Genomic DNA, 26129 nt, shown 5'->3' with positions numbered 1-26129 from the left:
TCCAGATCATCGAGTGTCCCCAGATGTCGGAAGCCCCCGAATAGCCTGCTGATTCGATCGTGTAGCGGTAGCTGGCTGTCCATTGTGGTCTGTTCCTTCCGAACGTTCTCTCCCCGCGGAGTACTACGAGAGGCTTGGTCCCGAGCAAGCACCCTTGCCCATTTCTTGCGCAACTTCAACTGCTTCACTCGCGCTCCGCCCATCGCTCCTGGAACCTGGCGTCCAGCTCGTCGTCGATGTCGTCGTGCCGCCCAGCCAGCCAGCGACGGTAGAGCTGTTCTTCGCGCTCGACCGGGTCGTAGTCGGCGGCGGGTTTATCGAGGAGGGGGCCGAATGCCATCTCCGCCATCGGAGGGAGGGTTCTCCCAGGGCCCCCACTTCTTTCCAAGACCGCGGTGGCATACCGTCCGGCTACGCGGGAAACAAAGGCGTTGAATCCCCCGACGACCTGGTCGAAGTATTCTAGTGGGGGATCCGCGCCACGACAGCTCTCGTGCGCGGCATTGAGCTGCCGGTGCAGCCCGAACAGATTGTTGATTTCGTCCAGGGGAAGCACAATTGCATCCGGCTCGGCGGCGGCACTGCTCGATCTGGAGTTTCTGTTCGACAGGCTCTCCAGGGGGACAGGATCGCCACCGGCGAGAACAGCAGCTGCGCTCCCTTTGCTCCACCGCAGGCCTTGGTCGAGCTTCCTGATCACGGCCGGACTGGGCGCCCGACCGAGAGTGTCGTTTTCGATGTTGCCAAGTGTGGTGTCCGACGGTCCACCAGCATCACGGACCTCGAACCTAGTCAACGCAAGCCTTGCCCGCCGCGCCGCCACCACCTTGCCAAAACGGGCCAGGTCGTCTGTTTCCTGCATTACTGCATCCTATGTCCGGTAAGCAAAAAAATCGCAATTCCCAAGTAAATGTACCGGATGGACATAGAAGCAGCTCAGGACTACGAGGTTGTCGCTACGAACCCGTCTAATTTGCAAAAATTTTGCTTCTAAGTTGCTCTGTTTTCGATCGCCGGTACATACTGCACTCATGCCGACGCCCGCCGCGCCACCCTTACCGTCGCTGCGGTTCACGACGTCGACTCAACGACGTTGCCGATTCAGGAACTGGCGAGCCTCGTCACGCTTGAACGCCAGCCGGCCGGTCTCGCGCACGCTCGTAACTGCGAACGAGCTCATCGATCCCGATCTCGAGCGCCGCAGCAAGGCGGCGAGCATTCTCATCGGTCAACTTCACCTCGCCGCGCTCGATACGGGCAATCATCGACGTACTGATACCCACCTGCTGGCCCAGCTGCGGCTGCGTAAGCCCGAGAAGGACGCGCCAATCTCCAGGGAAGCGCTGATCCCTGGGTACGTCGACAAGCTCACTGATGGGCAGGCCGAGGGTCTTCGCAACAAGGGCCAGGGTGTCGACCTGAGGACTCCGGGTGCCGGATTCCCATTGCTGGACGGTGGCACCTCCGAGCCCGGACTTTCGTGCGAGATCCGCCCGGCTCATGCCTCTACTTTCACGCAGCGACGTCAGCCGTGCCGGGTCGAACCCCCGCAAGACGCGTCGACTCACTGTCGCATTCCGTTCATTGCTAGACACCATGCCGCACCTCCACTAAGGTCTAATCTGTGCATGACCTTAAACGATGCAAATGTCGTGATAGGTCGAACCGTTTTATTGACCTGGAGGACAGGCAGTTACCCTCCACCGTCGCAAACGTGGAGGTGGCGATGCCCCTGATCGAAAGAGGGGCAGAAGCAAAGTAAGAGAAACCCCGGGTGCGCAAGTGATTGGCGTCCGAACGCCCCGGGGTCCCGTATCTGCGAATGACAACTGCGCCTGAACACACGGCACCCGCAGGCCTACCAGCCTAGGTGCACAGCGCAGTCCACACGACTGGAGCACCTATGACATCGCTGCTGAAACCTCAACCGTTACGATTTCGACCCGCCCCCATGCCCCCTCACGGCTACACAGAGTCGACTCCGTGCGCCTCCCTCACCACGGTCGCCGGCATCGGCCTCGTCGCGTGCTCACTCGACGGTGGGCACGACCGCGATCGGCCTCACCAAGAGATCGACGAATCCACGGGCCAGATCCTGACACAGTGGCCATCTCGATCGAGCCAATTCAAACAGCCGAACTTTTCTGACCTCCAGCACGTCGCCTGACGAGCCTAATGCTTGAAATCGGCACCTGCCCAACAAGTGCCGGTTTCAGGACGTGGTGGCCTGGCCCCACCGCCCGGGGCCAGGCCGCCACGTTTCACCACGAGTGACTGGGAGCTCGATCTGCACATCTACGCCAGCTCAAGCTCCTTGCCACGAAGAAAAATCCTGAGATGGAGCCCGGCATGTTTCCTGTTGAGGCTGCCCCTCACTCTCATCTGGTGACCCGGCACGAGGGTCGTACGGTAACGCTTCACTCATCATGTGCCGAACCGCACGAACCTGCCGGTTGTTGACCCAATCACTCGCTACCAGAAAGGAATACGCAGCTTCCTCGGCTTGTCTCGCAAACTTCGCTTCTAGCTCGGCCTGCTGGGCTGACAGCTCGTGGATGCCAGCGTGCAACGGACGCCCGCTGGCATCCACTCCCAAGGCATCACCCGCCGTCCGCGCTGAGGGATCACCCGAAGGCTGACCCTCGTTTTCGGTCGTTCCCCAGCGCGGACAGTGGTGGTTCCACCATCAACCACTCCTGTCACACATCACCCAATACCGCTGCATCACAGCGGCTTACGAAAGGCACACCACTCATGTCTCCTCAGCAAGGAATCGGTGGGCGTCACCGCCGCCGCAGGGACCGGGCTCTCGTTCTCACTGCCGTTCCCGTGGCCGTCGCCCTCGCGTGGGGCACCGCGACCGCACACGCAGCACCACAGGACTTCGTGACCGCACCCGACACCGCACAGTCCGGAACCACCGACACCACCCCCGTCGCGCCGCCGCCCGCGCCGACCCAGGAACGCCAGTTCCTGCCCGGCTACCAGGCCTCACCCCAGGTGCAGCAGACCGAATGGCGTAGCTACAACGACTACCGGTCCGGCAACCAGCAGTCGTCGTACCAGAACACCTACTATGAGCCTGCGCCCGCCCCCGCGCCGCAGGCCGCACCGACCGACGCACCGCCCGCCCTGCAAGCGGCCCCGCCGACCCCGCCGCCGGTTCCGACCGTGCAGCGCAAGGTCATTGCGCCGATCGACGCACCCGAGGGCTATGTCCTCGTCGGCGGCGAACTCGTGCCGTACGACCCGAACCTGCTCGATCCGAACTTGGTAGAGCAGTTCAACAACACCGGAGCCGCTATTCAGGCCGACGGTGGAAACTGGCTCGTGGACAACGGATTCGCCGACGCGTCCCGCGCGGACCGTATCGCTGCGGGCACCATCACCGGCGTCGTCGCCGGTGGCGCGGCCGGCCTCGCCGCATCCGCCGTCCCGGCCGCAGTCATCACCGGTACCGCCGCTGCGATCGGCGGCGGACTCGGCGTCGCTGCCACCACCGGCACCGGAGCCATCGTCTGGGGCGGACCGGTCGGCTGGGTCTTCATCCCCGGCGCAGCAGCACTCGCCGGAGCAGGCGTCGGCGCAGCCCTGTCGGCACCGATCGTTGTCGGTCTGACCGGTGCAGGCGCTGCGATCGGTGGCGTCCTCGGTGCCACCGTCCTCGGCGGTGAGCAGCAGATCATCGAAGAGCCCGCCCCGCTCCCGGCACGCGAGGCCGTCCCGGCACCCCCGGCCCCGCCGGTCACCGCCGCGCCGCTGGCACTGGATGCCCCCAGCGTTCAGAGCGCCGTCGACGCCCCGGTGTGGACCGAACCGGCCTTCGAGCAGGCCACGCAGTTCACCTCGACAGTGCTCGAGCAGCCCGCTGTGGCTGACACCGTCGCCGCGGTGAGCACTGCCGTCGCACCGGTTCTCGACCAGGCGAACGCTGCCCTGGCAGGCCTGAACCTCGCGATCTGATCTCCGGGTGCAGCCCGACCACCGGTGGGCGGGCTGTATCCGAAGGTTCGATCCCGTTCCTGCACTTCGACACTCGGAAAGGCCCTGTTGTGGCACCTCGAGAGACCCCCGACGACAGCTCCGATGATTGGTTCGCCGACCCTGTCGTCGCCGACACAGAGACTGCCGCTGCAGCGTCCGAGCGCAGACTGACCGTCCTGACCGACCAGCACCACACCGACGTCGATCCCGACGACGACTGGTTCGCTGGCGACTCTGCGGAGGACATGGGCTCCGCCCGGCCAGCGGATGGATACAGCTCCTTCGACGAACGGACCTCTCTACTTCGCGCTGGAGGCCCCTACACCGCGCAAACGCCGCCCCCACGGTCGTGGTGGCGACGCCACCGCGCCGCTGTCGCCGTCACGATTGCCCTCACGGTCCTGGTCGGAGGAGGCTTGGGAGCAGCTCTGGTCCTCACCGGTGTCGGTGACGAACCGCAGGCCCCTGCCGCTCTGCTTCCCGCCGACATCGTCACCACCACAACCCTTCCCACATCGGCGGCCCCCGCTGCCGCCGGTGCCGCCGCCGCCGATGTCACCTGGTGCAAGGGCCAAGCCGACGGTGACCCGGTCACCGAAGACAGTGACGACCCTGGCGCGGTGGCGATCTGGCGGTTCGAGAAGGCCTTTTACTTCGACCGCGACGGTGCCGCAGCCCGCGCAGCAGGTGCACCGGACGCGGTGATGGCGTCCGCGCAGAGACTCCAGCAGGGGATCGACCAGCTCGAACCCGACATCGAGTTCTGTGTCCTGGCCGACCCGATCGACGCCGGGATCTACGACGTCACCGTCGTCGAACGCGGACCCGGCATCGACGGCCGCATGAGCCGCCAACGGATCACCACCACCGAGCAGCAGGACGGCACAACGCTCATCTCCGCCATCGTCCCGCGCTGACCCCTTATGACCAGGCACATCCGCTGGACCCCACCGAAGAAGAGAGAAACCGTGCACACATCCATCGACCAGGTTCGCCGCCTCACTCCGCGCCTGCTCGCCGCCACCGCAGCGATGACGGTCGCGGTCTCCGCCAGCGGCGTCGCGGCCGCGCAGCCCTCCGCCACTCCCACCCCGTCAGGATCGACGACCACCAGCCAATCCAGCACCGACGGCAACTGCCCGGTACTGCATCTCGTCGTCGTCCCCGGCACCACCGAGATCGACGAGAACTCCTCACCCGACACCGATTCGGGCTTCTTCTCCCGCCTGACCGTCCCGGCGATGCGTGATGCGAACTCCGGCGACGGACCCGCTCTCGAACGCAGCTACGTCCCGTACCCGGCGAGTTTCGGCGGCAAGCCCGGCGATCGCTCCGCCGTTCCCTACGCCCAGTCCGTCGACATCGGCGTCGAGAACACCACCAAGATGATCTCCGACATCGCCGCACGCTGCCCCGGCACCAAAGTCTTCCTCTCCGGCTACTCCCAGGGCGGCGAGGTCGCCTCCCAGGTCACCCGTGACATCGGGGCAGGAACCGGCCCCGTCGACGCCGACCACTTCGCCGGCGCAGCACTGTTCTCCGACCCCACCCGCTCCGAAGGTGAAGACGTCATCGCCGGCGGCGGCTCCACCCCCGCCCCGGCACCGGGAACGAGCGGTGCAGCAGTGGACACCGTCCAACTCGCCCCGGCCGTCGCCGCAGCCGCCCCCGCAGGCGGCGGTATCGCACCGACACCGAAAATCGCCGGATTCGGCGCAGTCTCCGACCGGGTCGCCTCGTACTGCACCGCAGGCGATCTCGCGTGCGACACCCCCATCGACGCCCCCGCCGCCAAGCTGGTGGCATCCATCGCCGGACAGTCCTCGATGGACACCCGCGACCCCGTCCGGATCCTCACCGACGTCTCCACCGCCGTCGGACGCACCGCCCTGATGACCGGCGCGTCGGTGATCAACGACAACATCGACTTCGACTCCAAGGCAGGCCGATTCGAGGTCAACTCGTCCTCGGAAACAGTGCTGTCGAAGATGGCGAAGTACTCCGACCCGTCCGCAACCTCGACCGACGAGATGATCGACGAAGCGGTCGGTGCGGTCACCAAGATCGCCGGTATGGCCATCGGGGCGGCGATCACCGTCGCCAAGGACGTCATCACCCCCGAAACGATCGGCCAGCTCGCCACCGTCGGCCTGACCAACCCACCCGCAGCCCTCGGCATACTCGCCACCAAAGTGCTGTCCTCAGCGGTCAAGCTCGTACCCCCGGCGACCATCGACTCGGCCGTCGACGTCGCGTTCAAGGAAGTGTCGAACACCATCGACGAGAACGCCGGTCTCGCGCAGCTCGTCACCGACACCTCGTACTGGAACACCGCCACCAAACACGGCTCCTACGACAGCGTTCCGGTCGGATCCAAAGGTGAGACCCCCGTCGAGCTGACCGTGCGGTGGATCGTCGCACTCGCCGCCGACCTGACCGGCGATCAGAGCCTCGCAGACAAGGTCGGGGCAGTGATCAAACAAGGCGCGGCCTTGTTCGCCACCACCGACACCGTCCGCAGTGCCGGCAGCATCCTCGCCGCCCACGCCACCGTCGGAACCACCGGAACCGCAACGACGACCTCAGCGGCCACCACGACGACCCCCTCTGTTTCTGCCGCTGTGCCGACCACCGTCTCACCAACCACCACTCGGTGACCGAGAACGCCGGAGAAGGAGGTGCGCCCGAGATGGCCGCACAACCAGCTGAGCACCATGACTATTACCGAGACGACGACGTGTCGGTCACCCCGGCCGGGCTGCGGATACCGCCGCCCGAACGCCGAGCACCGATTCACGACGACCCGGTTGCAGTCCACGGTCGCCCGCCCGTGATGTGGCTCCTCGCCGCTCACGGGCGCTCCGGCGCAGGCACACTCGCTCAGATCTGGGCCCCGGCGGGCGATGCTCGCCGGGGCTGGCCCGCAGCCGACCGGCACCGCAACGTCGTGGTCGTGTGCCGTACGGACCGGGCCGGCCTTGACGCTGCCCACGACCTTCTCCTGCAAGCTCAGGCCGGCCTCGTCGGCGACTGCACTCTCCTCGGACTGGTCCTTGTTCCCGACGCCCCCGGCCCACTCCCCAAGACCCTGCGCCGATGGGCGGACGTCGTCGCCTCCGCAGCACCAGCTGTGTGGCGAGTCCCGTACGTCGAGGATCTGCGCACCCACAGACAGAACGAACTCGCGATCTGGACCCCCACCGAACCTGACCCACCCCCACCAGGGCGGATGCGAGCCCCCGCCCCCTCTACGACCAGCCCACACCACGAACTCGCCGCGATCGGGCGGGAGATCTTCACCGCCGCCCGCAATGCGTCAGGCCACTGAACCGCACCCTCTCAACCAACACCCAAGGAGAACACCATGATTGCCAGCCTCACCGCATCGACGACCACATTCCTCGCGCAGAACATCGGCGACGTCAGCCCCCAAGCACCGGACGGCCCCACCGGGGACAAGATCTTGACCCTGCTGTCCTGGCTGATGTGGGGATGCATCATCGCTGCCGTCGCCGGAATCATGATCTGCGGCGCGATGCTCGCGTACGAGAAAATCTCCGGTGGCGGCCAAGGCGGCAACGCGACCGGCAAACTCGTCGGCGGACTGTTCGGGTCCATCGTCATCGGTGGTGCCGCAGGCCTGGTCAACATGCTCGTCCTATGACCATCGTGAACTGGACTCTGTGGGGTCTGATCATCGCCTCGATTGTCGGAGTCATGGTCGGCGGCGGTGAGCTTGCGTACGACCAATTCAGGGGCCGCTGGTGTCAGGCCAACCAGCGGGCCACCGGACTGCTGTATGCGTCGATATTGCTCGGATTCGTTGCTGGAGTGGCGAATACAGTGGTCACGGCGGCGATGACATGAACATCGACGTGCTCGCGCAACCACCGACCTCACCGGTCGAGTGGCCCGACGAGGTGTGGCAGCCGGTCATGACGGGCCTGTCGTGGCTGCTCTGGTTCGCCATCGTCACCTGCATCGCAGCACTGTTCGTGTGCGGGGCGGTGTTCGTCAACCAACGCAAATCCACCGGAACACAGATGGTCGAGGACGCCACCCTGGCCCGAATCCTCATCTGTGCCGCCATCATCGGATCCGCATCCGGGATCGCCCAAGCCGTACTCGCCTGAGAACACCGAAATTCCCTGCGCCCGAACTGCATCGACCTGAAAGGCCCTCCTCTGATGACCGTCTCCCGCACACTCCGGATCGCCGCGACAGCGGCGACCGTCCTCGCACTCGCTGCGTGCGGATCCGGCAACGACGACACACCCGCCGCTGCCCCGGATCCGGCACCGGATCTGCGTTCCGCTCCGGCCGAGCTGACCTGGCGCGAGGTCGCAGGGGTATCGGTGCCCACCTCACGGGTCGACGGGCCCCTCGCTGGAACATCGGTGAACCGCAGCGGATATGCACAGACCCCACAAGGTGCTGTCCTGGCCGCGATCAACGGGCAGACCGCACTCGCCGTCGCCGACGACCGCGCGTGGCCGGAAGTAGTCAACACCGTGACCGCACCCGGGCCCGGTCGCGACGAGTTCGCGGCCGCACGCGCCGCCGTCACCGTCTCCGGATCCGTACCCGCCGACGCTGCACCGAAGTTCGTCGGGTTCGAGGTCACCGACTACTCCAATGATCCGCTCTCGGCGGGGGTGTCGGTGGCACAAACCATCGGGACCGGAACCGAGTTGTTTTCCTATCCTGTCGCGCTGCAATGGATCAGCGGCGATTGGCGGATCGTGCTACCCACTTCCGAGGAAAACATCGACGCCGTCGAGATCGACAACCTCGACGGCTACACCACATTGGAGCGCACCCCATGAACCGTCGGCTACGTACCGTCCTGATAACCGTTGCTGCGATCGTCGTCATCGCCATCGTCGGCGCGATCGTGTTCATCATCCCCAACATGAACGACGACACCCCGCTGACCACCGCTGGCCCACCGCCGACGACAGCAGCACCTGCAACCGGTGACACCGACCTCGACACCGGCGCGGAAGGCTTCGGTGTTCCCGACGCGGACCTGTCCGGACGCACTGTGATGGTCCCGAATAACCCTGCGGGTCAACCACTGCCACAGCGAGAACCGACCGGGCCGCGAGTCGAATGCACCAACGACGGCCGACCGGTGACGTCCCCGGAGTCGATGATGATCCAACGCAACTTCGGTGTCTCGACCCTGTACTCCGAGACGGATGGGCCGTCGTACATCGACGGCCTGGTCCTCGCCGGATACACCCGCACCCCGCAAGGCGCGGCACTGGCCGCCGCAAACTTCCTACCCCGCGGACTCGCGGGCGGACCTGTGGCTGTCGAATCCACGGAGAAGCTCACCCTGATACCCGACGAGAAGATCGGTACCCAGGAGAAGAAAGAAGCAGAACTCGCGAAACCGGTCAACACCGAGACTGTGGCATTGCGGGCACCCATGGCGTTCAAGATTCTCTCCTGCACGGACAGTTTCGCCGTCGTCGAGCTCGCCCAGATCCGCGATGTCGATGACGCCGGTAGACGGATGCAGAACCCGACCTACACAGGACTGCGCCTGAATATGGCGTGGGATGGTGGCACCTGGAAGGTCAGCAAACTCGACGGTGCCACTACTGGCGGCCCGTACAGCTCGCTCGATGGTTTCACCCGGTGGGCACTGTGACCCGCACAGCGGCCTTGGCCGCCCGCGCTGTCGTCATTGCACTGCTCTCACTGATCGCGGTCGTCGGGGCCAGCGGACTCGCACACGCCCAAGATCCGACACCGGCACCCGCACCGAATCTGACCGAGCAGATCAACCCCGACGCCGACGGCAACGACTTCCAGCAACAACGCCGCGAGTGCGTCGCCGAAGGCTCGCCGGTCCTCGGTGACGGTTGGCTCAACGATGCGCTCGAGGGAACCGCGGTCGGTGGCTTCATGGACGAGGCACTGTGCCTGGACAACGCGTTCAGTGATCACCCCGGTGACGCGTTCTCTACCGCTGTCGACTCCGCAGTCTCGACATTCTGGGGTGACCCGGTCGGGGACTTCGCCAAATCGGTGATGGAAGGCAACACCCAAGCATTCCGGTCGGTGATGACGTTCTGGATGTCCTCTGGCATACCCGGATTGGCCGCAGAAAACGCCATGTCGGGTCTGCGGAACCTCATCTCCGGGTTCACCGTCGTCGCCTTGTTCGCCTCCATCATCATTGCGATGATCAAGCTCGCGATCGCCCGCAAACAAGCGGTGATGGAAGGAGCCACCGAGACCGCGACCATGCTGGTCCGCACCGTCGTCACTGTGTCACTGCTGCCGATCCTGGTGTTGATGTTCCACCAAGGCGGAGACATCGCCTCGGCATACGCGCTGGAAAAGTTCGTCGGCGGCGATCTGAACGAGAAGATCACCGCCATCACGGCATTCGACGACAAGACCGGTCTCGGCCCGATCCTGGCGCTCGCGTGCGCTGGGTTCGCGTTCCTCGGGTCGGTCGCCCAATTGATCGCACTGTTGATCCGTGAGGCGGTGCTGTGTGTCGTCGTCGCCGTCATCCCGCTCGCTGCTGCAGCGTCGGCCACCGGAACCGGGCGTAGCTCCTACAAGTCGATGATCGCCTTCACTCTCGGCGCGTTGCTGTTCAAGCCGGTCGCGACGCTGCTGTACCTGTTCGCGTTCTGGGCGTCGTCGGCGTCGAGCTCCGACCAAATCGCGACGGTCATCATCGGCTCCGTCCTCCTGGCGATCATCGGGTTCTCCCTGCCGACCCTGATCAAGATCGTCGCTCCCGCAGCGGACACCATCTCCGCCGGTGGCCGCGAAGTCGGTCAGCTCGGCGCAGCAGGCGGGGCGGTGATGGGTGCCGGTGGGATGGCTGCATCCCGTGCCCTCGGCTCGGTCGCGAACTCCGTCGGCGGATCCTCGGGTGGCGGCAAGGGCGGGTCTTCGGGTGCGGCCGGTACCGGCGCACGTTCGTCTCCCGGTTTCCAGGGCCGCTACAACGGTGGATCGAGTCCCTCGCACGCGGGCGCATCGTCCGGGCCGATGGGCGCAGCCCGCAGAGTCGGAACGGCCGCTGCATCGGCCGGCCGCACCGGTACCTCGGCAACCCTGCGCGGCGCAGCAGGGGCACTCAAAGCCGCGGGCACCGTCGGCCGCACCGCCGGATCGGTCTCGACCACTCTCGGCTCTGCCGCTGAAGGCGCAGTCGGCAACTACCACGGACGGATTCAACGATGAGCGCGCAGCTCGAGGCCCCGTACGAGCCGCCGATCTATTCGGCAGGTAACCGGCCGCAGAGCACGTTCGCGTTCGGCCTACCGACGAAGGTCATCGCGTACGGTGCAGGGTTTTTCGCGGTCTCGTTCGCAGTCCTGATCTTCGTCCACGTCGTCGTCGGACTGGCTCTGATGGGTGTCGGCGCGCTCATCCTCACCCCTCTGGTCATCGCCCCGAACGGCCGAACCCTCTACGAGACAGGACAACTGAGAATGCAATGGATGCGGCGTAAGCACATCGACAAGTCCACCGAATACCACGCAGGACCGCACTCGAGGATCCCCGGTGGCCGCTACAAACTCCCCGGCCTGCTCGCCCGCACCAGGGTCTACATGGGAATCGACCGGCACGGCAACGAATTCGGAATGATCCACAACCCCGACGATCACCGCTACACCGTCGTCTTCGACGCCCTCCCCGGCGGTGACGAAGCAATCGTTCAGCGCGACAAGGATCTCTACACCGCCGACTGGGGTGTCTACCTCGCCGATCTCGGCCTGCCCGGCGACATCGTCGGCGCGGTGGTGGTGGTGGAGAACATTCCCGCCACCGGGCTGCGGCTGGCGCGGCGAGCAGAACACGAACTCGTCGACGCCGCACCGCCGTTGGCGGCGACGTTCGTCCAGCAGTCCGCCGTCCGGATGCCGTCCGGTCGCCACCGCACCCTCGCGCGGTTGTCGATCACCTTCCGCGCCACCACCAAAGAGCGGCAGAAGGACCCCGAGGAGATGGCCACCGAGCTGGCCCGTCGTCTGCCGGATCTGTACGAGTCACTCTCCGGTGCCGGGATCGATGCCCAGCCGATGACCGCCGCCGAGATCACCGCGGCCGTGCACCGCTCCTACAACCCGTCGACCGAGAACGACTTCGAGGAACTCGAGATCTCCGGCGAAGAGCACGGTGTCGACTGGGACGACGCCGGACCGGGACGTGCGAAGACCGAGTGGGGTCACTACCGCCACGACGGTGGCGTCTCGGTCGTCTGGGAGATGGCCGCGCCTCCGGAATCGGTGTTCACAGACACCGTCCTCAAACCGTTGCTGCAGCCGCACGACGACCTCCCGCGCAAGCGCCTCACTCTCGTCTACCGCCCCTACACCGCCGGGGACGCCGCGAAGAAGGTCGACAAGCAGCACCGAGACGCGCTGCACGCGATCAATTCTCGCGGCAACAAGATCACCTCCGCCGGGTCGGAGAAGCGCCACGAGATCGCCGAGCAGGCACGCCGGGAAATGGTCTCCGGAGCCGGATACGAACGCTATTCGGCGCTGCTGACGATCACCGTCGGCTCGGTCGACGAGATCGCCAACGCCGCCGCCGTCACCGAATCACTCGCTGCCCGCTCCCGGCTGCGGCTGCGCCGCGCGTTCGCCTTCCAGGATGCCGCGTTCGTCGCCGGTCTCGGTGTGGGTGTGCTGCTGCCCGATCAGATCTCGACCTCGATCCTGGTGCGCCGCAGCTAGACGCTGTTCGCCCACACCGGCCCATACCCCTGCGTGAGAAAGAGACTCCCGACGATGACCATGACCGCCGACCGACCCGACTCGGGATACAGCGATGGCGACCTGCACTTCGAGACCGACACTGCGCAGCCGTCGGCGTTCGTCCGCTGGATCATCGGCGACACCGACTACGCCGCGCTCGCCGCAGCCGTCGCGACCGGTGACGCCGAAGAGCCCTACAAGCTCTCGCGACGCGGCATCGGCCTGACTCGGTGGCGCAACGAGAACCCGGTCAGCAACCAAGCCTTCATTCAAGAGGCCGCCTCGGACCAGTTGTGGCGGGAGTCGTTGTCCTCGACCACACGCGGGCTCAAGGGTGCCGGTGGTGGCCGAATGGCCACCGTCCCGGCCCCGATCGAGTACGAAGCGACCTCGGTGCAGATGTGCGGGCTCAACCCGTGGGCGATCGGCGCGGCCGCGCCCTCGTCGGGGACCATCGTCGGTCAGCACGCCATCACCGGCAACGCCGTCTCGTGCGATCCGTTCGCGTACTTCCGCGACAAGCTCATCGGAAACCCCTCGATGTTCGTCCTGTCCCTGCCAGGCCTGGGGAAGTCGACGCTGATCCGCAAGATCCTCCTCGGGGCGTGCGGATGGGGACAGACCCCCATCGTCGCCGGCGACATCAAAGGCGAATACGTCAAGCTCACCCGCCTGCTCGGCGGGCAGGTGATCACCCTCGGGCACGGCGGCGGGCACCTCAACCCGCTCGCCGCCGGGGCCCTCGGGCAGGCCGTCGTCCGCGCGATCGCCGCCCGCGACGAAGCCACCGACCCAGCCCGGATCGCCGAGCTCGACGAGCTGATCGACGTCGCCACCATCACCATCTCCACCCGTCAGATCAACGCCGTCTGCGCCTTGGTCGAGCTGATCCGCTACGACACCCACTCGGTGAAGGCCTTCGAGAATTCCTTGATCGGGATCGCGCTGCGCGAGCTGTACGCCGACGGCGGATTCTCCTACACCCACCCGCCGCTGCTCAAAGACCTCTACGCCCGCATCGACGCCGGATCACCGGCCATGCTCCAAGCGGCGTACAAGACCGATCGTGACGGCTACCGCGAGGCCATCACCGAACTGATGCAGGCCCTCGGCGCACTGACCTCAGGGCCACTCGGGGACATCTTCGCCGACCACACCACCGAACCGATCGACCTCGACGCACCGATGATCTGCATCGACGTCTCCTCCCTCGACCGCGGCGACACCACCCTCAAAGCGGCCGTGATGCTCTCCTGCTGGGCCGACGCCTACGGCACCGTGGAAGCGGCGCACCTGCTCGCCGACGCAGGCCTGGACCGTCAACGCCTGTTCCTGATGGCCCTCGACGAGCTGTGGCAGGTCATCGGTGCCGGACCGGGCATGGTCGCCCGCGTCAACGAGATCACCCGCCTCAACCGCACCGACGCGACCGGGCTGCTGATGATCACCCACACCGGCCGCGACCTCGAAACCCTGCCCACCGAAGCCGATATCAAAACCGCGAAGGGCTTCATCGACCGCGCCGGCATGGTCGTGTGCGGCGGCCTGCCGATCGGTGAGGTCGAGCGCCTCTCGGGGGAGCTGAAGTTCACCGACGCCGAAGCGGGCATGGTCACCTCCTGGTCACGAGGGGCAGCGCTACGCGGATCCGAACGCCGCACCGTCCGCAACCCGATCGGCCGCGGGAAGTTCCTGATCAAGGTCGCCAAGGACAACACCCCCGGCATCCCCATCCAGACCATCCTCACCGACGTCGAATACGACACCGGAGTCCACGACACCAACGCCCGCTTCGCGGAGTACTTCGCCGGCCAGCACCACGAACTCGACGGTGCAGATGCCTACGGCAACGACTCCGAACTGGTCGGTGCGCGGTGATGCGCGCCGACGATCCCCGCGATCATCGGCGAGCCGAGTTCCCCGCCGAGACCCGGCAATGGGTATTGACCGAGTACGAGAAGTCTCGCCAGAACTACGCCTCGCGCGCCGAATGTGTTGCAGTCCTTGCTCGAGCGATCGGAGCGCACGAGAACACCGTGACACGGTGGGTCAAGGACAAGTTCGGATCCTCCCGGTCCCCGGCGTCCGATGACGTCGCCGCGAAGCTACGGGCGGCCGAAGCCGAGATCGGGCGGCTCCGCAGCGAGAACCGCACTCTCACCGAACGACTCGCCGCCTGCTCGCCGCGCTCGATCACCACCCAATCCTACGGCTCGCACTCGTTCGGGGCGGCTGCGCTGTGAAGAAGGGCGGCGCGATCGCGCTGAGCGTGGTGCTCGCACTGTCGCTGTTCGTGGTCCTGTTCGTCACCACCGGCGTCCGAGAAGAAGTACCCACCAACTGCATTCCCGGGAAAGGTATCTCCGCGGCTGCTGGTGGTGTTCCGGCCGGGTCCTTCTCCAAGCCGATGAAGACCTCCGAAGCACAGCTGACGAGCCCGTTCGGGTCACGGTGGGGAACGATGCACAAGGGCATCGACCTCGCCGGTCCCGTCGGCACACCGATCTACGCCTACGCCGACGGCACCGTCACGCAAGCCGGACCCGCCGACGGGTTCGGGATGTGGATCGTCCTCGAACACAACATCAACGGCCAGATCGTCTCCACCGTCTACGGGCACATGTTCCCCGACGGTGTCCTGGTCAAGCCTGGCGAGCACGTCACCGCCGGTCAGCACATCGCCGACGAAGGCAACAACGGCGACACCACCGGCGCGCACCTGCACTTCGAGTACCACACCGGCCCCTGGTCACCCGACAACGCGATCGACCCGCAGCCGTTCTACGAAGCCGCCGCCGAACCCGGCAGCGGACAGACCGGTCAGAGTCCACTGCCGACGCCGTCGACGACCGCACCGACCTCGCCCGCCCCGAACGGCGGCACCGCGGAAATGGCAGCGCTGCCCGCCAATGTCGGCTCCGAAGAGCACTTCCAGGTCGACACCGTCCGCGTCGCCCGCGCCATCCACGCCAAGTTCCCGCAGATCACCACCATCGGCGGGTGGCGAGCCGACGGCGGCGGATTCGACGACCACCCCTCCGGCCGCGCAGCCGACATCATGATCGACAACTGGTCCTCCGAGGAAGGAAAAGCACTCGGCGACCAGGTCAAGGACTACCTGTGGGCGAACCGCGACTACCTCCAGATCGAATACATGATCTGGCGACAGGAATACATCCCCTCCCAAGGTGAACCGAACACCATGGAGGACAGGGGATCTCCCACCCAGAACCACTTCGACCACGTCCACGTCACCACCGTCGGCCACGGCGCACCGGCACCCGGCCAGACCTACGGGCCCGTCCCCGGCGGCGGCGGATCCGCACCGAAAGCCACAGGCAACTGCACCACCGCACCCGGTGCCGGTCTCGGTGATCACGCGAACCTCGCCGCCGGCCAGATCCCTCCCGAGTTCGAGCCGTGGCTCGCCCTCTCGGCCGCTCAGTGCCGCGAGCTCTCACCCGCGATCCTCGCCGCTCAGCTCAAACAGGAATCCGGCTTCACACCGGGCCTGACCAGCCCGGCCGGGGCCGAAGGGTATGCGCAATTCCTCCCCGGAACGTGGGCGTCGTTCGGTTTCCCCGTCGACGATCAGGGCGTCGTCACCGGGGCAGCGGGGGAGGGGGATCCCAACGACATCGGCGACGCCGTCATGGCGCAGGGCCGCTACAACTGCTCGGTCGCAGACACCCTACGACCGGGTATCGAATCCGGTGCCATCACCGGCGATCCCGTCGAACTGATGCTCGCCGGATACAACGCCGGCCCCGGAGCGGTCCAACAGTTCGGCGGCATCCCGCCCTACTCGGAGACCCAGAACTACGTCACCACCATCACCGCCACCGCATCCGATTACGACCTGGCTCGATAGCCCTCACCGACCACGCACGACCGAAGGAGACAACGGCCATGGCCACCAGCACACCCCACCGCACGGCATACGAATTGGGACCCCACGACGTGCACCGAGCGCTCGTCGCGCTCGGCGTGACCGCAGTCGTCATCTGGCTGGCCTGGTCCGTTCCCGTAGCGAATTGGGTCCTACCGTCCGCAGACACCATCGAAGAGAACGCCGGCCGCCTCGAAGCAACAGAGGACGCCCTCGGCCAGGGATGGTGGGCGATCATCGTGGTCACCATCCCTGGCTATCGGGAGTGTGTTGGCGGTCGGAATCGACTACATGCGGGGTAGGAACTGGACGGTCACCGCCCTGAAGAAAGCAATCGCTGTGGCATCGACTCTCCTGGCGATGTGGGCGATCTGGACTGTCAGCGTGTTCGCCGCTGCGGGAGTCAACATCCTCGGATAGAGCAACCGCCGACCCGCGCAGATGTGTCGGTACCCGTTGCGACACTGACCATCATCGAATCGAAGGAGCACAGACATGGCACACATCCTCGACCGCACCGACACCCACGGACCCGTCACCGGCTGGCTCGAAGTCATCGCCAAAGCCGCTGCACTGGGACAAATTTCCGACACCGATCCAGCCGATGCACTCGATTCCCAGGAACGCTCGAGATGAACCGCACAGCGACAATCGTTCTCGCGTGCTTCGGCATCGTCGGCGCGGTGACCATAGCCGCCGCAATCGTGTTCTTCTCACGTGGTTCGGACACACCCCCGCGTGCGGGCACCGACGCCGGAATTGCCATCGACCCCTCGGCCACGGACCCGGCCGGAGTAGCAACGTCCGTCATGTCCGGTGTGTACACATGGCAACCAGCAGTACAGGATTCACCGTGGGAAGCCCTGCACGAGCAGCGAGACAACCTCACAGGGCCGATGGCCACCGCGGCCGCAGCACGCCCGATTCCAGCGCCGCGACCGATGTCGGAGTGGTCCGCGTGGTCCCGCAGCAGCGACATCGTCACCGCAATCACCACACTCGACGGCGAGCCCTCCATAGGCACCGGCAAAGCCACTGTCCCAGTTGTGATCTCGCAGACCGTGCAGCACACCAGCGGCGAGATCACCCCGTACACCGCATACACGGCCACCGTCGACCTCGAACGCACGAACCACGGTTGGAAAGTCGCGAACTACCGCCTGGACAACGCCAGCCGGTAGAGGTGCCGGCAGACACCATCAACCGCGAGCGCAGAAGACGAGGGTACCCATGGGCCACGACAGAAACGCCACACCAGAGAAGATCGAACAAGGAGAGACCACAATGTCGGATACCAGGATCCCCGACGACGCCAAAGACCCTGCCCGTGATGAACAACCAGGTCCAACCAACGAGGCGGACCCGCACTACGGCCACGAAGACTGGGCCCCCGGACCCACCGGCCGCTGGTTCACAGCTACCGAGCTGATCGACTGGGGGTACAAGCCTGAGGCGTTAAGACGCCTTTTCGGCCCCCACGTCGAGGGACCAGACGAAATTCAAGGCTGGCTCATCGACCACGTCCAACACATCGAAGAAACCGTCATCTACCGTGCCGTAGAGCTCCTCGAAAGCACCTTTCAGCCTGACCGCCTGCGAAAGATGATTCCCGCCCCGCCCGACGCAGACCAAGATCTATCGGACGCCGAAGTAGCCGCCATGGTCGATGCGCTTCCACCTACGGTGACAGCGACCGCCTCGAATTAGCGCGATGACACAGAAGGTGCGCACGAACTCGCCACACCAGTCCGCGAGAGCAGCAAGAAAGCAATTGAACAGCTGATCTCAGAAGAACGCGAGCTGTGCCTCGTCGACGCGACGACGAGCTGCACGCACTCTGCGTGATCGGGGCACCGAATCGGCGAGGGGCGGCGAAGCAACCGGGGGAGCGGAGCCGACTGTGCCGAGGCCGGCACCTGCTCGTCGTACCAATTCGGCGCGAATCCGAGAGCGTTCGCGTTCACGGGCGCGGCCGGTCTCCGTATTGCGGATGCTCCACTCCGACTCCCACGCAGCCGACCCTGGTGTCGGCGCGGCCAACGCCCGGTCGGTCAACCGATCGAGTAGTTGATCGAGCCTGTCGATCAGAACCTCGGCGAGCTCGTCGAGCACGTTATTGGGCACCGCAGCCGCGTCGACGGACTCGCACTCGCTCACACGCGACACTGTAGGGCCGACCACCGACAGGGTCGCGGTACTCAGTGGGCTGAGTTGTACGCCTCTTCGATCGCAGCGGGGATCCGACCGCGATCGCTGATCTCGTAACCCTCGTCGGCCGCCCACTGCCGGATCGCGCGTGTCTGCGCCGGATCACGCATGGCCGGTGTCCCGGTCTTCGCGGGCGTCGCCGCGCCGGCGGGGGAGGGCTTACGCTTGCGGCCACCGACCCGCGTCGAATGCTCGATGTAGTAGTCGAGCTTCCTGTGAAACTCGTTGGCGTTCTTCGCTTTCAGGTCGATCACATACTCGACACCGTTGACCGCGAATTCGATCGTTTCGCCGGATTCGTCGTCGATGACCGACCCGTCGATATCGTCCACCAATTGGGTTGTCACTCGTTTGGCCACAGCCGAAAAACCTTTCGATCACACACAATGCCTACGGACTCGGATACCCGGCCAGCGTAACCAACGAATGTGGCGATGAGCTGCACCCTTTCAAGTCACGACATCGCGGGGAGCGATATCGGATCGGATTCCTTTGAATGCGGGATGCCGTAAACGCCCCGTTGCCGATTGTTCGCGATATTCCACGGTCACCACCAATTCCGGTGCCACCCACGACACCCCGACCGTGTCGGCGCGCGGAACCGGACCGTGCAGCGCACTGTCCGAACGAGTGCGATCAGCAAGCGCGCTCCGCAGCTCCCGGCGCATCCGATCAGTGAAACCCGTTCCCACACGACCGATGTAGACCAACTCGCCCGCCTCGTCGTACGCTCCGAGGAGCAGCGCCGCCAGTGTCCCGCCAGCGCGGCCGCCCGTCGGAACCCATCCGCAAATCACGCCTTCGCGTGTGTTCCGGATCGGTACCTTGATCCACGACGGCGACCGGATCCCCGATCGGTACACCGACTCAGCCTTCTTCGCCACGACCCCCTCGATACCGTTGTCGGCGGCAATGCCCATCAACGTCTCGCCGTCGATTCCCGTCATAGTCGGCGGCACCTGCACTCGCCGCCCGTCTGCCACGCCGAGACCCTCGAGCAGCGCACGGCGCTGCGTGTAGGGAAGCGTCCGGACCGATTCGCCGTCGACGTCGAGGACATCGAAGACGAAATACGTCACCGGGGTCGACCGCAGCAACGCCGCCGACGGCCGCGCGACATGCATTCGGCGTTGCAGCAACCCGAAATCGGGCCGACCGCCCGAATCCAGGGCCACCAACTCACCGTCAAGGATCATCGATCGCCCCGCCGTCGTATCCGACAACGCCGACGCCACATCCGGGAACGAGGCGGATATGTCGTTTCCGTTGCGCGAGAACAGCTTCACCCGCGATGCGCCGTCGACAACGCTGACCCCACGTTGGCCACTGGAGTCCGCACGGGTTCGATCGGCTGCCAGGAACCGGTGTAAGCCCAGGTTCCCTGGTCAGAGCAACGATTCTTCTTCATTCCGTGGTCGCTCAAATTTCATCAGTTACTCGTAGATTCTGCGAGTTCCTCGCATAAGTTCACTGTTCGTGTCAGATTTCGCTACTCGTCGGCAGCAGCGCATCGCTGCCGACGGCGCATCGAGTGCCGCGCGGGTCGGCAGCGGGGAACTTGCGGACGTCGAATCGCTGCAGCGGCTGGCGTCGGCGTCAGGGGACGACGAACACGACTTCTTCCGTAACACGCTGGTCGAATACGGATGGGCCAGAGATGTGGCGGGTCTGAGCCCCGCGACGCTGCAGAGAATCATGTATCCCGTGATCGAGATATGCGATTACTTCGATTGCGTGCCATGGCGATTGACCCAGCAGCAGTTCGATCAGTACTTCGCCGGTCCCGGCAAACGCAGTCACGCGACCATCCGGAAAAAGACAGTTCAGATCGACAACTACTACCGATTCCTCGAGCACCGCTACGCTGGCGAGCTGCTCCGAGCGTTCGGCGTCGGTGTCGAGTCACCGGTCGACCCGTTCAACCGGCCGAGACACAGGGGTGATTTCGCGCTGCGGATTCCTCCCACTCGACGAGCGATGACAGCGTTCTTCGCCGACTGGAGAGACGCCCTGCCACGCTCTCGCAAGTACCACGTGAGCGCACGCGACTACACCATGGCGAAGATTGCGTACTTGTCCGGTGTGCGGGCGTCGGAGCTGTGTGCGGTGAAGATCGGCGACATCCATTGGGAAGCGGGACAGTGGGGCCGCTTCGTCGTCGTGGGTAAGGGCGCTCGCGGATCAGGTCCACGCGAACGGCAAGCGTTTCTCTTCGAAGAGGGGAGAGAGCTGCTGTGGTGGTATCTCGAACAGATCCGGGGCGAGTTCAGCGACGACCCGACCGACGCGGGCGCACCGTTGTGGCCATCGGAACGCTTGCCGACCGCCGTCGCGGCGCTCAACCTCGCCGTTGCACCCGCGATTCAGCCCTCGACTTTCCGCCGCAATCTCAAAGCTGCGTCGCACCTTCATCTGAACGGCCCGGTGCGCGAGCTCTACCCCCATCTGCTGCGTCACGCCTGCGCCACCCACAACTACCAACAAGGCATGCCCTTGTGGGATGTGCAGAAGATGCTCGGCCACGAATGGGCAAGCACCACTGTGGGCTATCTGGCGTCGGCCGGAGCCGACCCGGAACGGTCCGTCATCGAGTCGACACAACGCGCCGTGCGGCGCTTGAGTACGGAGAATTAGAAGATGAAATGGAACCTGCGCATGGTCGCGGCGCAACGCGACATCTGGCGTCCGACGCAGCTACTCAAAGCATTCGAGCAGGTCGACTTCCACCCGTCACTGAGCAAGACTGCGGCCCTGTGGTCTTCGGCGCCGATCACGATCCGACTCGATGACCTGGACAAGATCTGTGCGGCGTTGAACTGCACTGTCGGTGATCTGATGCTGGCGGAAGCTGTTCACGACGCGGATCTCGACGCAGCTCCAGCACGCGCAATCGGCGATCGGTCGGGCCCGGCCGCACCCGCTACCGGGACCAGGAAGCGCGGAGCCCGCCGCGTCCCACCTCCCAACTGATGTCGGAACGAAACCCTGCCGATGGGGTGGCGGCACGCAATGCCGCCCGGCACACCGAGCGCACCATACGGATGATCGAGCAAACACCCGCGCAGTTCCGCGACGACGTGCAGGCGTGGGTCACTGCGCTGGGCGGCCGCGGTCGACGTAAATCCAGACCGCTGACGGAAGTGACCATTGCCCTCTATCTCAATTTCGCGCAACCGGTCTTGCACGAATGGGCTGAGACACACCAAAGCCTGCGATCTGTCGAAACTGTCGACATCGAGCGCGCTCTCAGCCGTCACTCAGGGCAGTCGAGACACAACGTGCACACGGCCCTGAGGTCGCTCTTCCGCGGACTCAAACGCGAACGTCGCATCTTCGCCGACCCTGCCCGAGAGGTCGCTGGTCGGTACACCCGCAGGATCCTCAGACCGTTACGATCCGATCGCGTACATGGGCTCTTCGATCAGCTGACCAGGCCCGATGACCGGGTGATTCTGGCGCTCGTCGCGGTCCACGCGCTGACGATCGAAGAGGTCATCGGCTTCCGACTCGACCATCTCGACCGTTCGGCAGGACGAGCAACCGTCACCCGGCCACACACCCGCCACACGTTCTGGTTGGACGAGTTCACCGCCGAGGTGCTCCGCGACTGGCTGATCTACCGTCAGCTGCGGTGGCCGACCAGCACGAATCCGTACTTGCTGATCACCCGGATAACTGCGCCTACCGCACTGCCGGGCAGTCGCCACTACATCACCCGCCCATTCCGTGACCTCGGCATCACCGCCCGCGAACTGCGTGTCGATCGCATCCTCGACGAGGCCGCCCACAGTGGCGACCCAGTTGCCCTGATGACCGTGTTCGGTATCGGCACCACCACAGCGGTCCGCTATGTCAGGACCGCGCACCCAGGCCGATTCGACGTAGACCCCACCGCACCATGACTCGATCCGAAGTTCGGCCAACGGACTGGTCTTCGCCGCAGGTTCGTAAGCCACTCGACGCAGCCAACGGCCTTCCGAAACATACGGGGAGGGGGTATGGTCGACATGTCATCGAGATACCCCCAGGGGGTATCTAAGCAGCCAGAGGAGCGCGACATGATCACCACGGTTTACAAAGTCACGGGCATGACCTGCGGTCACTGCGAAGCGGCAGTCCGGGAGGAAGTAAGCACCGTTGCAGGAGTCGACACGGTCGAGGCATCTGCAGCTGCGGGAACTCTGACGGTGACAAGTGCTGACGTGCCCGACCACGCCGGTGTCATCGCAGCTGTCCGCGAGGCTGGATACACAGTCGAACCGCAACCCAAAGATTCGCGCACCGCGTAACCGCTGAACCTGGTGGAGAGAAGGATTTCCCGCGATGAACAACCACACACATGCCGACGCTGGCGGAGCCGAGACAGCGGGCACGCTGCCGGGCCACGATGCATCCGAACACAGCGCAGCCCACTCCGGCCATGGCGAGAAGGAACACGAAGGCCATACCGGTCACGAAGGCCATACCGGTCACGGTGGCCACGCCGGTCATGGGGACCACGTCGGCATGTTCCGTCGTCTGTTCTGGATCATGCTGGTCCTCGCCCTTCCGGTGATCGTTGCCTCGAACATGTTCGCGATGCTCCTCGGATACTCACTGCCCGACTCATCGTGGATCGCCTGGATCTCCCCGGTGCTCGGAACGGTGATGTATGCCTGGGGCGGTTCCCCGTTCCTCTCCGGAGCAGTCAGCGAAATCCGTTCACGTGCACCGGGAATGATGCTGCTCATCGCCCTCGCGATCACCGTCGCATTCGTCGCGTCGATGGGAGCAAGCCTCGGCCTGCTCGATCATCAGCTCGACTTCTGGTGGGAACTGGCCCTGCTGATCGTGATCATGCTGCTCGGGCACTGGATCGAAATGCGATCCCTCGCTCAGACCACCTCCGCCCTGGACTCATTGGCAGCACTGCTCCCGGACACCGCCGAACGCGTCGACGGCGACGACGTGGTGCCGGTGCCCCCGGCCGAGCTGCAGCTCGGTGATCTCGTCGTCGTCCGCCCCGGCGGCCGCGTACCCGCGGACGGCACCATCGTCTCCGGATCGGCGAGCATGGACGAATCGATGATCACCGGCGAATCGAAGACGGTCCGTCGCCGCGAAGGCGACCAAGTCGTCGCCGGCACTGTCGCCACCGACTCCGGTCTCCGCATCCAGGTCACCGCAGTAGGGGAGGACACCGCCCTCGCCGGCATCGGCCGCCTGGTCGCCGACGCCCAGAACTCGACCTCGCGCGCTCAGCGCATCGCCGACACCGCCGCCGGCTGGCTGTTCTGGTTCGCACTCGGATCCGCGATCATCACCGCCGCCGTGTGGACGCTATTCGGGATGCCCGACGACGCCGTCATCCGCACCATCACCGTGCTGGTCATCGCCTGCCCGCACGCACTCGGACTGGCGATTCCGCTGGTGGTCTCCATCGCCACCGAACGCGCCGCCCGCGGCGGTGTTCTGGTCAAGGACCGGCTCGCACTCGAAACCATGCGCACGGTGGACACCGTGCTGTTCGACAAGACCGGGACCCTCACCAAGGGTGAACCCACCGTCACCGCAGTCGAGGTGACCGGCGGGCGCACCGCCGACAACGTTCTCGCGCTGGCCGCTGCCGCAGAAGCAGATTCCGAACATCCACTCGCCCGTGCCATCGTCGAGGCCGCACGCGCGCGGAACCTGACGGTCCCGGCTGCAGCCGGCTTTCAGTCGTCCCCCGCCGTCGGGGTCGCAGCCGACGTCGACGGCGTCCGGATCCAGGTCGGCGGGCCGGCACTGCTCGAGCAGGAACACGGATCCGAACTCGCTGTCGCCGACCGGTGGCGCGGGGACGGGGCGATCATCCTGCACGTCCTCGCCGACGGGGCCGTGATCGGTGCCCTCGCGCTCGCCGATGAGATCCGGTCCGAGTCACGCACTGCGGTAGACGCGCTGCACGCGCGAGGAATCGCGGTCGTGATGATCACCGGTGATGCCGACGCCGTCGCGAAGTCCGTCGCCACCGAGCTCGGTGTGGACCGCTACTTCGCCGGGGTGAAACCGGAAGACAAGTCGCACAACGTCGCTGAACTCCAGAGCGAAGGCCGTACGGTGGCGATGGTCGGCGACGGAGTCAACGACGCCCCGGCTCTGGCGCAGGCCGATGTCGGTATCGCGATCGGGGCCGGCACCGACGTCGCAATCGCATCGGCCGGAGTGATCCTCGCCAGCGACGACCCGAGGTCGGTGTTGTCGGTGATCGAACTCTCGCGCGCCTCGTACCGAAAGATGAAGCAAAACCTCTGGTGGGCAGCGGGATACAACCTCATCTCGGTTCCGCTCGCGGCAGGAGTGCTCGCGCCGGTCGGGTTCGTGCTGCCGATGTCGATCGGCGCGATCCTGATGTCGCTGTCGACGATCATCGTCGCTGCGAACGCACAATTACTGCGTCGACTCGACCTCACACCCGACACCATCACCGGAGCGGTGAACGAGGGGAGTTCCAACCCTCCGTCGCAGCGCACACCGTCACTGTGAGAGCTGATCTCGTACCGGGAACGCAGCCCTGACGACTGCGAAACGCTGATGGCCGCACCCTCTCCGCCGGAGAGGATGCGGCCATCGTTGTGTGGCGGGCCGGGTCAGCCGAGCAGCCGCTGCATGGTCTCGATTTCCTGCTGCTGAGTGGCGACGATGGCGCGTGCCATCTCCAGGGCGTCAGGATTGGAACCGTCCGCGATTTCGGTGTTGGCCATCTCGATGGCACCGGTGTGGTGGGCGATCATCATCGTCAACCACTGGCGGTCGAATTCCGGTCCCGACGCTGCCATCAACGCGTCCATGTCCTGAGCGGTCATCATGCCGCTGCCAGAGCTGTGGTCCATCCCGCCCATGTCACTCATGTCCATGTCGGGCATGGGCTGGCCCCACTCGGTCAGCCATGCCGTCATCTGGTCCATCTCGGGCTGCTGTGCGCCGGCGATCGCCGATGCCAGCGACAGCACCTCCGGGTTGTCGGTGCGGCCGTTCGCCATGTCGGCCATCTCGACTGCTTGGGCGTGATGCGGATACATCATCTGCGCGAACATCACGTCGGCATCGTTGAACTCTGCGGACGCGCTTGCTTGGGCCGAGGACATCGGTGCCGAGGACATCGATCCCATCGCATGGCCGTCCATCGACGAATCGGCCGCGTTGTCGCTACAGCCGACGACGAGGAACGCGCTCGCGGCGGCAGCAGCGATCGAGGCAATGACTTTGGTACGCATGAGGAAACTCCTTGCAAGAGTGGGTAGTGCAGAGAATTGGATGTCGTTCGATCCGCCGACAGACACGCG

General features: G+C 65.4%; 30 protein-coding genes. 24 read left to right on the top strand and 6 right to left on the bottom strand.

The genetic code is table 11. The features are described from left to right. Positions 1–184: 184 nt before the first annotated feature. Both RFA01S_RS22430 and RFA01S_RS22425 read right to left on the bottom strand, forming a co-directional pair. Positions 185–862 (bottom strand): helix-turn-helix domain-containing protein, encoded by a 678-nt coding sequence (locus tag RFA01S_RS22430; protein ID WP_032407514.1) that lies wholly within the window; start codon positions 860–862, stop codon positions 185–187. A gap of 259 nt (positions 863–1121) precedes the next feature. After that, positions 1122–1598, bottom strand: coding sequence for a helix-turn-helix domain-containing protein (locus RFA01S_RS22425; protein ID WP_027494123.1), 477 nt, complete (start codon positions 1596–1598; stop codon positions 1122–1124). A gap of 1156 nt (positions 1599–2754) precedes the next feature. Here RFA01S_RS22425 and RFA01S_RS22415 point away from each other — a divergent pair. The 19 genes from RFA01S_RS22415 to RFA01S_RS22335 all read left to right on the top strand — a co-directional run bounded on the left by RFA01S_RS22415 (position 2755) and on the right by RFA01S_RS22335 (position 18321). Next, complete coding sequence (locus RFA01S_RS22415; RefSeq protein ID WP_068050844.1) at positions 2755–3963, top strand: hypothetical protein; 1209 nt, start codon at positions 2755–2757, stop codon at positions 3961–3963. Positions 3964–4052: 89 nt separating this feature from the next. Beyond that, positions 4053–4901 carry a DUF8176 domain-containing protein gene (locus RFA01S_RS27505; protein ID WP_051364806.1) on the top strand — a complete coding sequence of 283 codons (849 nt, stop codon included), beginning with the start codon at positions 4053–4055 and terminating at the stop codon, positions 4899–4901. A gap of 51 nt (positions 4902–4952) precedes the next feature. Continuing rightward, complete coding sequence (locus tag RFA01S_RS22405) at positions 4953–6641, top strand: cutinase family protein (protein WP_238325129.1); 1689 nt, start codon at positions 4953–4955, stop codon at positions 6639–6641. 32 nt (positions 6642–6673) lie between these two features. Further along, a complete protein-coding gene (locus tag RFA01S_RS22400; protein WP_027494127.1) occupies positions 6674–7312 on the top strand; it encodes a DUF6668 family protein in 639 nt (212 codons plus the stop codon). 36 nt (positions 7313–7348) lie between these two features. Next, positions 7349–7648 carry a hypothetical protein gene (locus RFA01S_RS22395; protein WP_051364808.1) on the top strand — a complete coding sequence of 100 codons (300 nt, stop codon included), beginning with the start codon at positions 7349–7351 and terminating at the stop codon, positions 7646–7648. Next, entirely contained in the window at positions 7645–7851 is a 207-nt protein-coding gene (locus RFA01S_RS22390; RefSeq protein ID WP_027494129.1) for a hypothetical protein, read from the top strand. The genes RFA01S_RS22395 and RFA01S_RS22390 overlap by 4 nt, the downstream gene beginning before the upstream one ends. Next, entirely contained in the window at positions 7848–8117 is a 270-nt protein-coding gene (locus RFA01S_RS22385) for a hypothetical protein (RefSeq protein ID WP_027494130.1), read from the top strand. The genes RFA01S_RS22390 and RFA01S_RS22385 overlap by 4 nt, the downstream gene beginning before the upstream one ends. A gap of 54 nt (positions 8118–8171) precedes the next feature. Next, on the top strand, positions 8172–8810 hold the full coding sequence (locus RFA01S_RS22380) for a DUF8175 domain-containg protein (RefSeq protein ID WP_027494131.1): 639 nt from the start codon (positions 8172–8174) through the stop codon (positions 8808–8810). Further along, positions 8807–9643, top strand: coding sequence for a DUF8175 domain-containg protein (locus tag RFA01S_RS22375; protein WP_027494132.1), 837 nt, complete (start codon positions 8807–8809; stop codon positions 9641–9643). The genes RFA01S_RS22380 and RFA01S_RS22375 overlap by 4 nt, the downstream gene beginning before the upstream one ends. Then, positions 9640–11202, top strand: a complete 1563-nt coding sequence (locus RFA01S_RS22370) for a hypothetical protein (RefSeq protein ID WP_068426422.1) — start codon at positions 9640–9642, stop codon at positions 11200–11202. The genes RFA01S_RS22375 and RFA01S_RS22370 overlap by 4 nt, the downstream gene beginning before the upstream one ends. Next, a complete protein-coding gene (locus RFA01S_RS22365; RefSeq protein ID WP_032407510.1) occupies positions 11199–12704 on the top strand; it encodes an SCO6880 family protein in 1506 nt (501 codons plus the stop codon). Before RFA01S_RS22370 ends, RFA01S_RS22365 begins: the two co-directional genes overlap by 4 nt. A 54-nt stretch (positions 12705–12758) precedes the next feature. Continuing rightward, a complete protein-coding gene (locus tag RFA01S_RS22360; RefSeq protein WP_051364810.1) occupies positions 12759–14603 on the top strand; it encodes a putative type IV secretion/conjugal transfer ATPase in 1845 nt (614 codons plus the stop codon). Further along, the gene (locus tag RFA01S_RS22355; protein WP_027494135.1) at positions 14603–14968 is read left to right on the top strand and encodes a hypothetical protein; all 366 of its coding nucleotides are present in this window, start codon (positions 14603–14605) and stop codon (positions 14966–14968) included. Before RFA01S_RS22360 ends, RFA01S_RS22355 begins: the two co-directional genes overlap by 1 nt. After that, entirely contained in the window at positions 14965–16596 is a 1632-nt protein-coding gene (locus RFA01S_RS22350; RefSeq protein WP_027494136.1) for a M23 family metallopeptidase, read from the top strand. Before RFA01S_RS22355 ends, RFA01S_RS22350 begins: the two co-directional genes overlap by 4 nt. A gap of 38 nt (positions 16597–16634) precedes the next feature. Beyond that, positions 16635–16916, top strand: a complete 282-nt coding sequence (locus RFA01S_RS22345; protein WP_027494137.1) for a hypothetical protein — start codon at positions 16635–16637, stop codon at positions 16914–16916. Beyond that, positions 16906–17034, top strand: a complete 129-nt coding sequence (locus tag RFA01S_RS28250) for a hypothetical protein (RefSeq protein ID WP_255283980.1) — start codon at positions 16906–16908, stop codon at positions 17032–17034. The genes RFA01S_RS22345 and RFA01S_RS28250 overlap by 11 nt, the downstream gene beginning before the upstream one ends. Positions 17035–17109: 75 nt before the next feature. Then, complete coding sequence (locus tag RFA01S_RS27890; protein WP_155290488.1) at positions 17110–17250, top strand: hypothetical protein; 141 nt, start codon at positions 17110–17112, stop codon at positions 17248–17250. Next, a complete protein-coding gene (locus tag RFA01S_RS22340; protein WP_052060746.1) occupies positions 17247–17795 on the top strand; it encodes a hypothetical protein in 549 nt (182 codons plus the stop codon). Before RFA01S_RS27890 ends, RFA01S_RS22340 begins: the two co-directional genes overlap by 4 nt. Positions 17796–17844: 49 nt before the next feature. Continuing rightward, complete coding sequence (locus RFA01S_RS22335; protein ID WP_139278503.1) at positions 17845–18321, top strand: hypothetical protein; 477 nt, start codon at positions 17845–17847, stop codon at positions 18319–18321. Between the two features lie 78 nt (positions 18322–18399). Here the strand turns inward: RFA01S_RS22335 and RFA01S_RS22330 are convergent, their stop codons facing one another. The 3 genes from RFA01S_RS22330 to ligD all read right to left on the bottom strand — a co-directional run bounded on the left by RFA01S_RS22330 (position 18400) and on the right by ligD (position 20180). Next, positions 18400–18771, bottom strand: a complete 372-nt coding sequence (locus tag RFA01S_RS22330; protein WP_032407509.1) for a hypothetical protein — start codon at positions 18769–18771, stop codon at positions 18400–18402. Between the two features lie 41 nt (positions 18772–18812). Beyond that, entirely contained in the window at positions 18813–19181 is a 369-nt protein-coding gene (locus RFA01S_RS22325) for a histone-like nucleoid-structuring protein Lsr2 (protein WP_027494139.1), read from the bottom strand. Positions 19182–19271: 90 nt separating this feature from the next. Further along, positions 19272–20180, bottom strand: a complete 909-nt coding sequence (gene ligD / locus RFA01S_RS22320; RefSeq protein ID WP_027494140.1) for a non-homologous end-joining DNA ligase — start codon at positions 20178–20180, stop codon at positions 19272–19274. A gap of 118 nt (positions 20181–20298) precedes the next feature. On the opposite strand from ligD, the gene RFA01S_RS22315 reads away from it, so the two are divergent. The 5 genes from RFA01S_RS22315 to RFA01S_RS22295 all read left to right on the top strand — a co-directional run bounded on the left by RFA01S_RS22315 (position 20299) and on the right by RFA01S_RS22295 (position 25329). Then, positions 20299–21456 carry a tyrosine-type recombinase/integrase gene (locus RFA01S_RS22315; RefSeq protein ID WP_202595033.1) on the top strand — a complete coding sequence of 386 codons (1158 nt, stop codon included), beginning with the start codon at positions 20299–20301 and terminating at the stop codon, positions 21454–21456. A 3-nt stretch (positions 21457–21459) separates the two neighbouring features. Then, the gene (locus tag RFA01S_RS22310) at positions 21460–21792 is read left to right on the top strand and encodes a helix-turn-helix domain-containing protein (RefSeq protein ID WP_027494142.1); all 333 of its coding nucleotides are present in this window, start codon (positions 21460–21462) and stop codon (positions 21790–21792) included. Beyond that, a complete protein-coding gene (locus RFA01S_RS22305; RefSeq protein WP_139278502.1) occupies positions 21792–22724 on the top strand; it encodes a site-specific integrase in 933 nt (310 codons plus the stop codon). Before RFA01S_RS22310 ends, RFA01S_RS22305 begins: the two co-directional genes overlap by 1 nt. A 156-nt stretch (positions 22725–22880) precedes the next feature. After that, positions 22881–23111, top strand: a complete 231-nt coding sequence (locus tag RFA01S_RS22300) for a heavy-metal-associated domain-containing protein (RefSeq protein WP_027494143.1) — start codon at positions 22881–22883, stop codon at positions 23109–23111. A 34-nt stretch (positions 23112–23145) separates the two neighbouring features. Next, positions 23146–25329, top strand: a complete 2184-nt coding sequence (locus tag RFA01S_RS22295; protein ID WP_032407508.1) for a heavy metal translocating P-type ATPase — start codon at positions 23146–23148, stop codon at positions 25327–25329. Positions 25330–25433: 104 nt separating this feature from the next. Here the strand turns inward: RFA01S_RS22295 and RFA01S_RS22290 are convergent, their stop codons facing one another. Next, positions 25434–26060 carry a DUF305 domain-containing protein gene (locus tag RFA01S_RS22290; protein ID WP_027494145.1) on the bottom strand — a complete coding sequence of 209 codons (627 nt, stop codon included), beginning with the start codon at positions 26058–26060 and terminating at the stop codon, positions 25434–25436. Between the last annotated feature and the right edge of the window lie 69 nt (positions 26061–26129).

This window comes from Rhodococcoides fascians NBRC 12155 = LMG 3623 (assembly GCF_001894785.1).
Taxonomy (GTDB): domain Bacteria; phylum Actinomycetota; class Actinomycetes; order Mycobacteriales; family Mycobacteriaceae; genus Rhodococcoides; species Rhodococcoides fascians.
The sequence above is the reverse complement of the archived record's forward strand: the minus strand, read 5'-3'. Positions and strand labels throughout refer to the sequence as shown.

Coding starts and splice junctions, on each gene's coding strand:
- RFA01S_RS22295 (WP_032407508.1), top strand. CDS start 23,146: ATGAACAACCACACACATGCCGACGCTGGCGGAGCCGAGACAGCGGGC.
- RFA01S_RS22335 (WP_139278503.1), top strand. CDS start 17,845: ATGGGCCACGACAGAAACGCCACACCAGAGAAGATCGAACAAGGAGAG.
- RFA01S_RS22395 (WP_051364808.1), top strand. CDS start 7,349: ATGATTGCCAGCCTCACCGCATCGACGACCACATTCCTCGCGCAGAAC.
- RFA01S_RS22310 (WP_027494142.1), top strand. CDS start 21,460: ATGAAATGGAACCTGCGCATGGTCGCGGCGCAACGCGACATCTGGCGT.
- RFA01S_RS22365 (WP_032407510.1), top strand. CDS start 11,199: ATGAGCGCGCAGCTCGAGGCCCCGTACGAGCCGCCGATCTATTCGGCA.
- RFA01S_RS22425 (WP_027494123.1), bottom strand. CDS start 1,598: ATGGTGTCTAGCAATGAACGGAATGCGACAGTGAGTCGACGCGTCTTG.
- RFA01S_RS28250 (WP_255283980.1), top strand. CDS start 16,906: ATGCGGGGTAGGAACTGGACGGTCACCGCCCTGAAGAAAGCAATCGCT.
- RFA01S_RS22355 (WP_027494135.1), top strand. CDS start 14,603: ATGCGCGCCGACGATCCCCGCGATCATCGGCGAGCCGAGTTCCCCGCC.
- RFA01S_RS22345 (WP_027494137.1), top strand. CDS start 16,635: ATGGCCACCAGCACACCCCACCGCACGGCATACGAATTGGGACCCCAC.
- RFA01S_RS22300 (WP_027494143.1), top strand. CDS start 22,881: ATGATCACCACGGTTTACAAAGTCACGGGCATGACCTGCGGTCACTGC.
- RFA01S_RS22290 (WP_027494145.1), bottom strand. CDS start 26,060: ATGCGTACCAAAGTCATTGCCTCGATCGCTGCTGCCGCCGCGAGCGCG.
- RFA01S_RS22385 (WP_027494130.1), top strand. CDS start 7,848: ATGAACATCGACGTGCTCGCGCAACCACCGACCTCACCGGTCGAGTGG.
- RFA01S_RS22430 (WP_032407514.1), bottom strand. CDS start 862: ATGCAGGAAACAGACGACCTGGCCCGTTTTGGCAAGGTGGTGGCGGCG.
- RFA01S_RS22340 (WP_052060746.1), top strand. CDS start 17,247: ATGAACCGCACAGCGACAATCGTTCTCGCGTGCTTCGGCATCGTCGGC.
- RFA01S_RS22380 (WP_027494131.1), top strand. CDS start 8,172: ATGACCGTCTCCCGCACACTCCGGATCGCCGCGACAGCGGCGACCGTC.
- RFA01S_RS22305 (WP_139278502.1), top strand. CDS start 21,792: ATGTCGGAACGAAACCCTGCCGATGGGGTGGCGGCACGCAATGCCGCC.
- RFA01S_RS27890 (WP_155290488.1), top strand. CDS start 17,110: ATGGCACACATCCTCGACCGCACCGACACCCACGGACCCGTCACCGGC.
- RFA01S_RS22375 (WP_027494132.1), top strand. CDS start 8,807: ATGAACCGTCGGCTACGTACCGTCCTGATAACCGTTGCTGCGATCGTC.
- RFA01S_RS22360 (WP_051364810.1), top strand. CDS start 12,759: ATGACCATGACCGCCGACCGACCCGACTCGGGATACAGCGATGGCGAC.
- RFA01S_RS22390 (WP_027494129.1), top strand. CDS start 7,645: ATGACCATCGTGAACTGGACTCTGTGGGGTCTGATCATCGCCTCGATT.
- RFA01S_RS22415 (WP_068050844.1), top strand. CDS start 2,755: ATGTCTCCTCAGCAAGGAATCGGTGGGCGTCACCGCCGCCGCAGGGAC.
- RFA01S_RS22400 (WP_027494127.1), top strand. CDS start 6,674: ATGGCCGCACAACCAGCTGAGCACCATGACTATTACCGAGACGACGAC.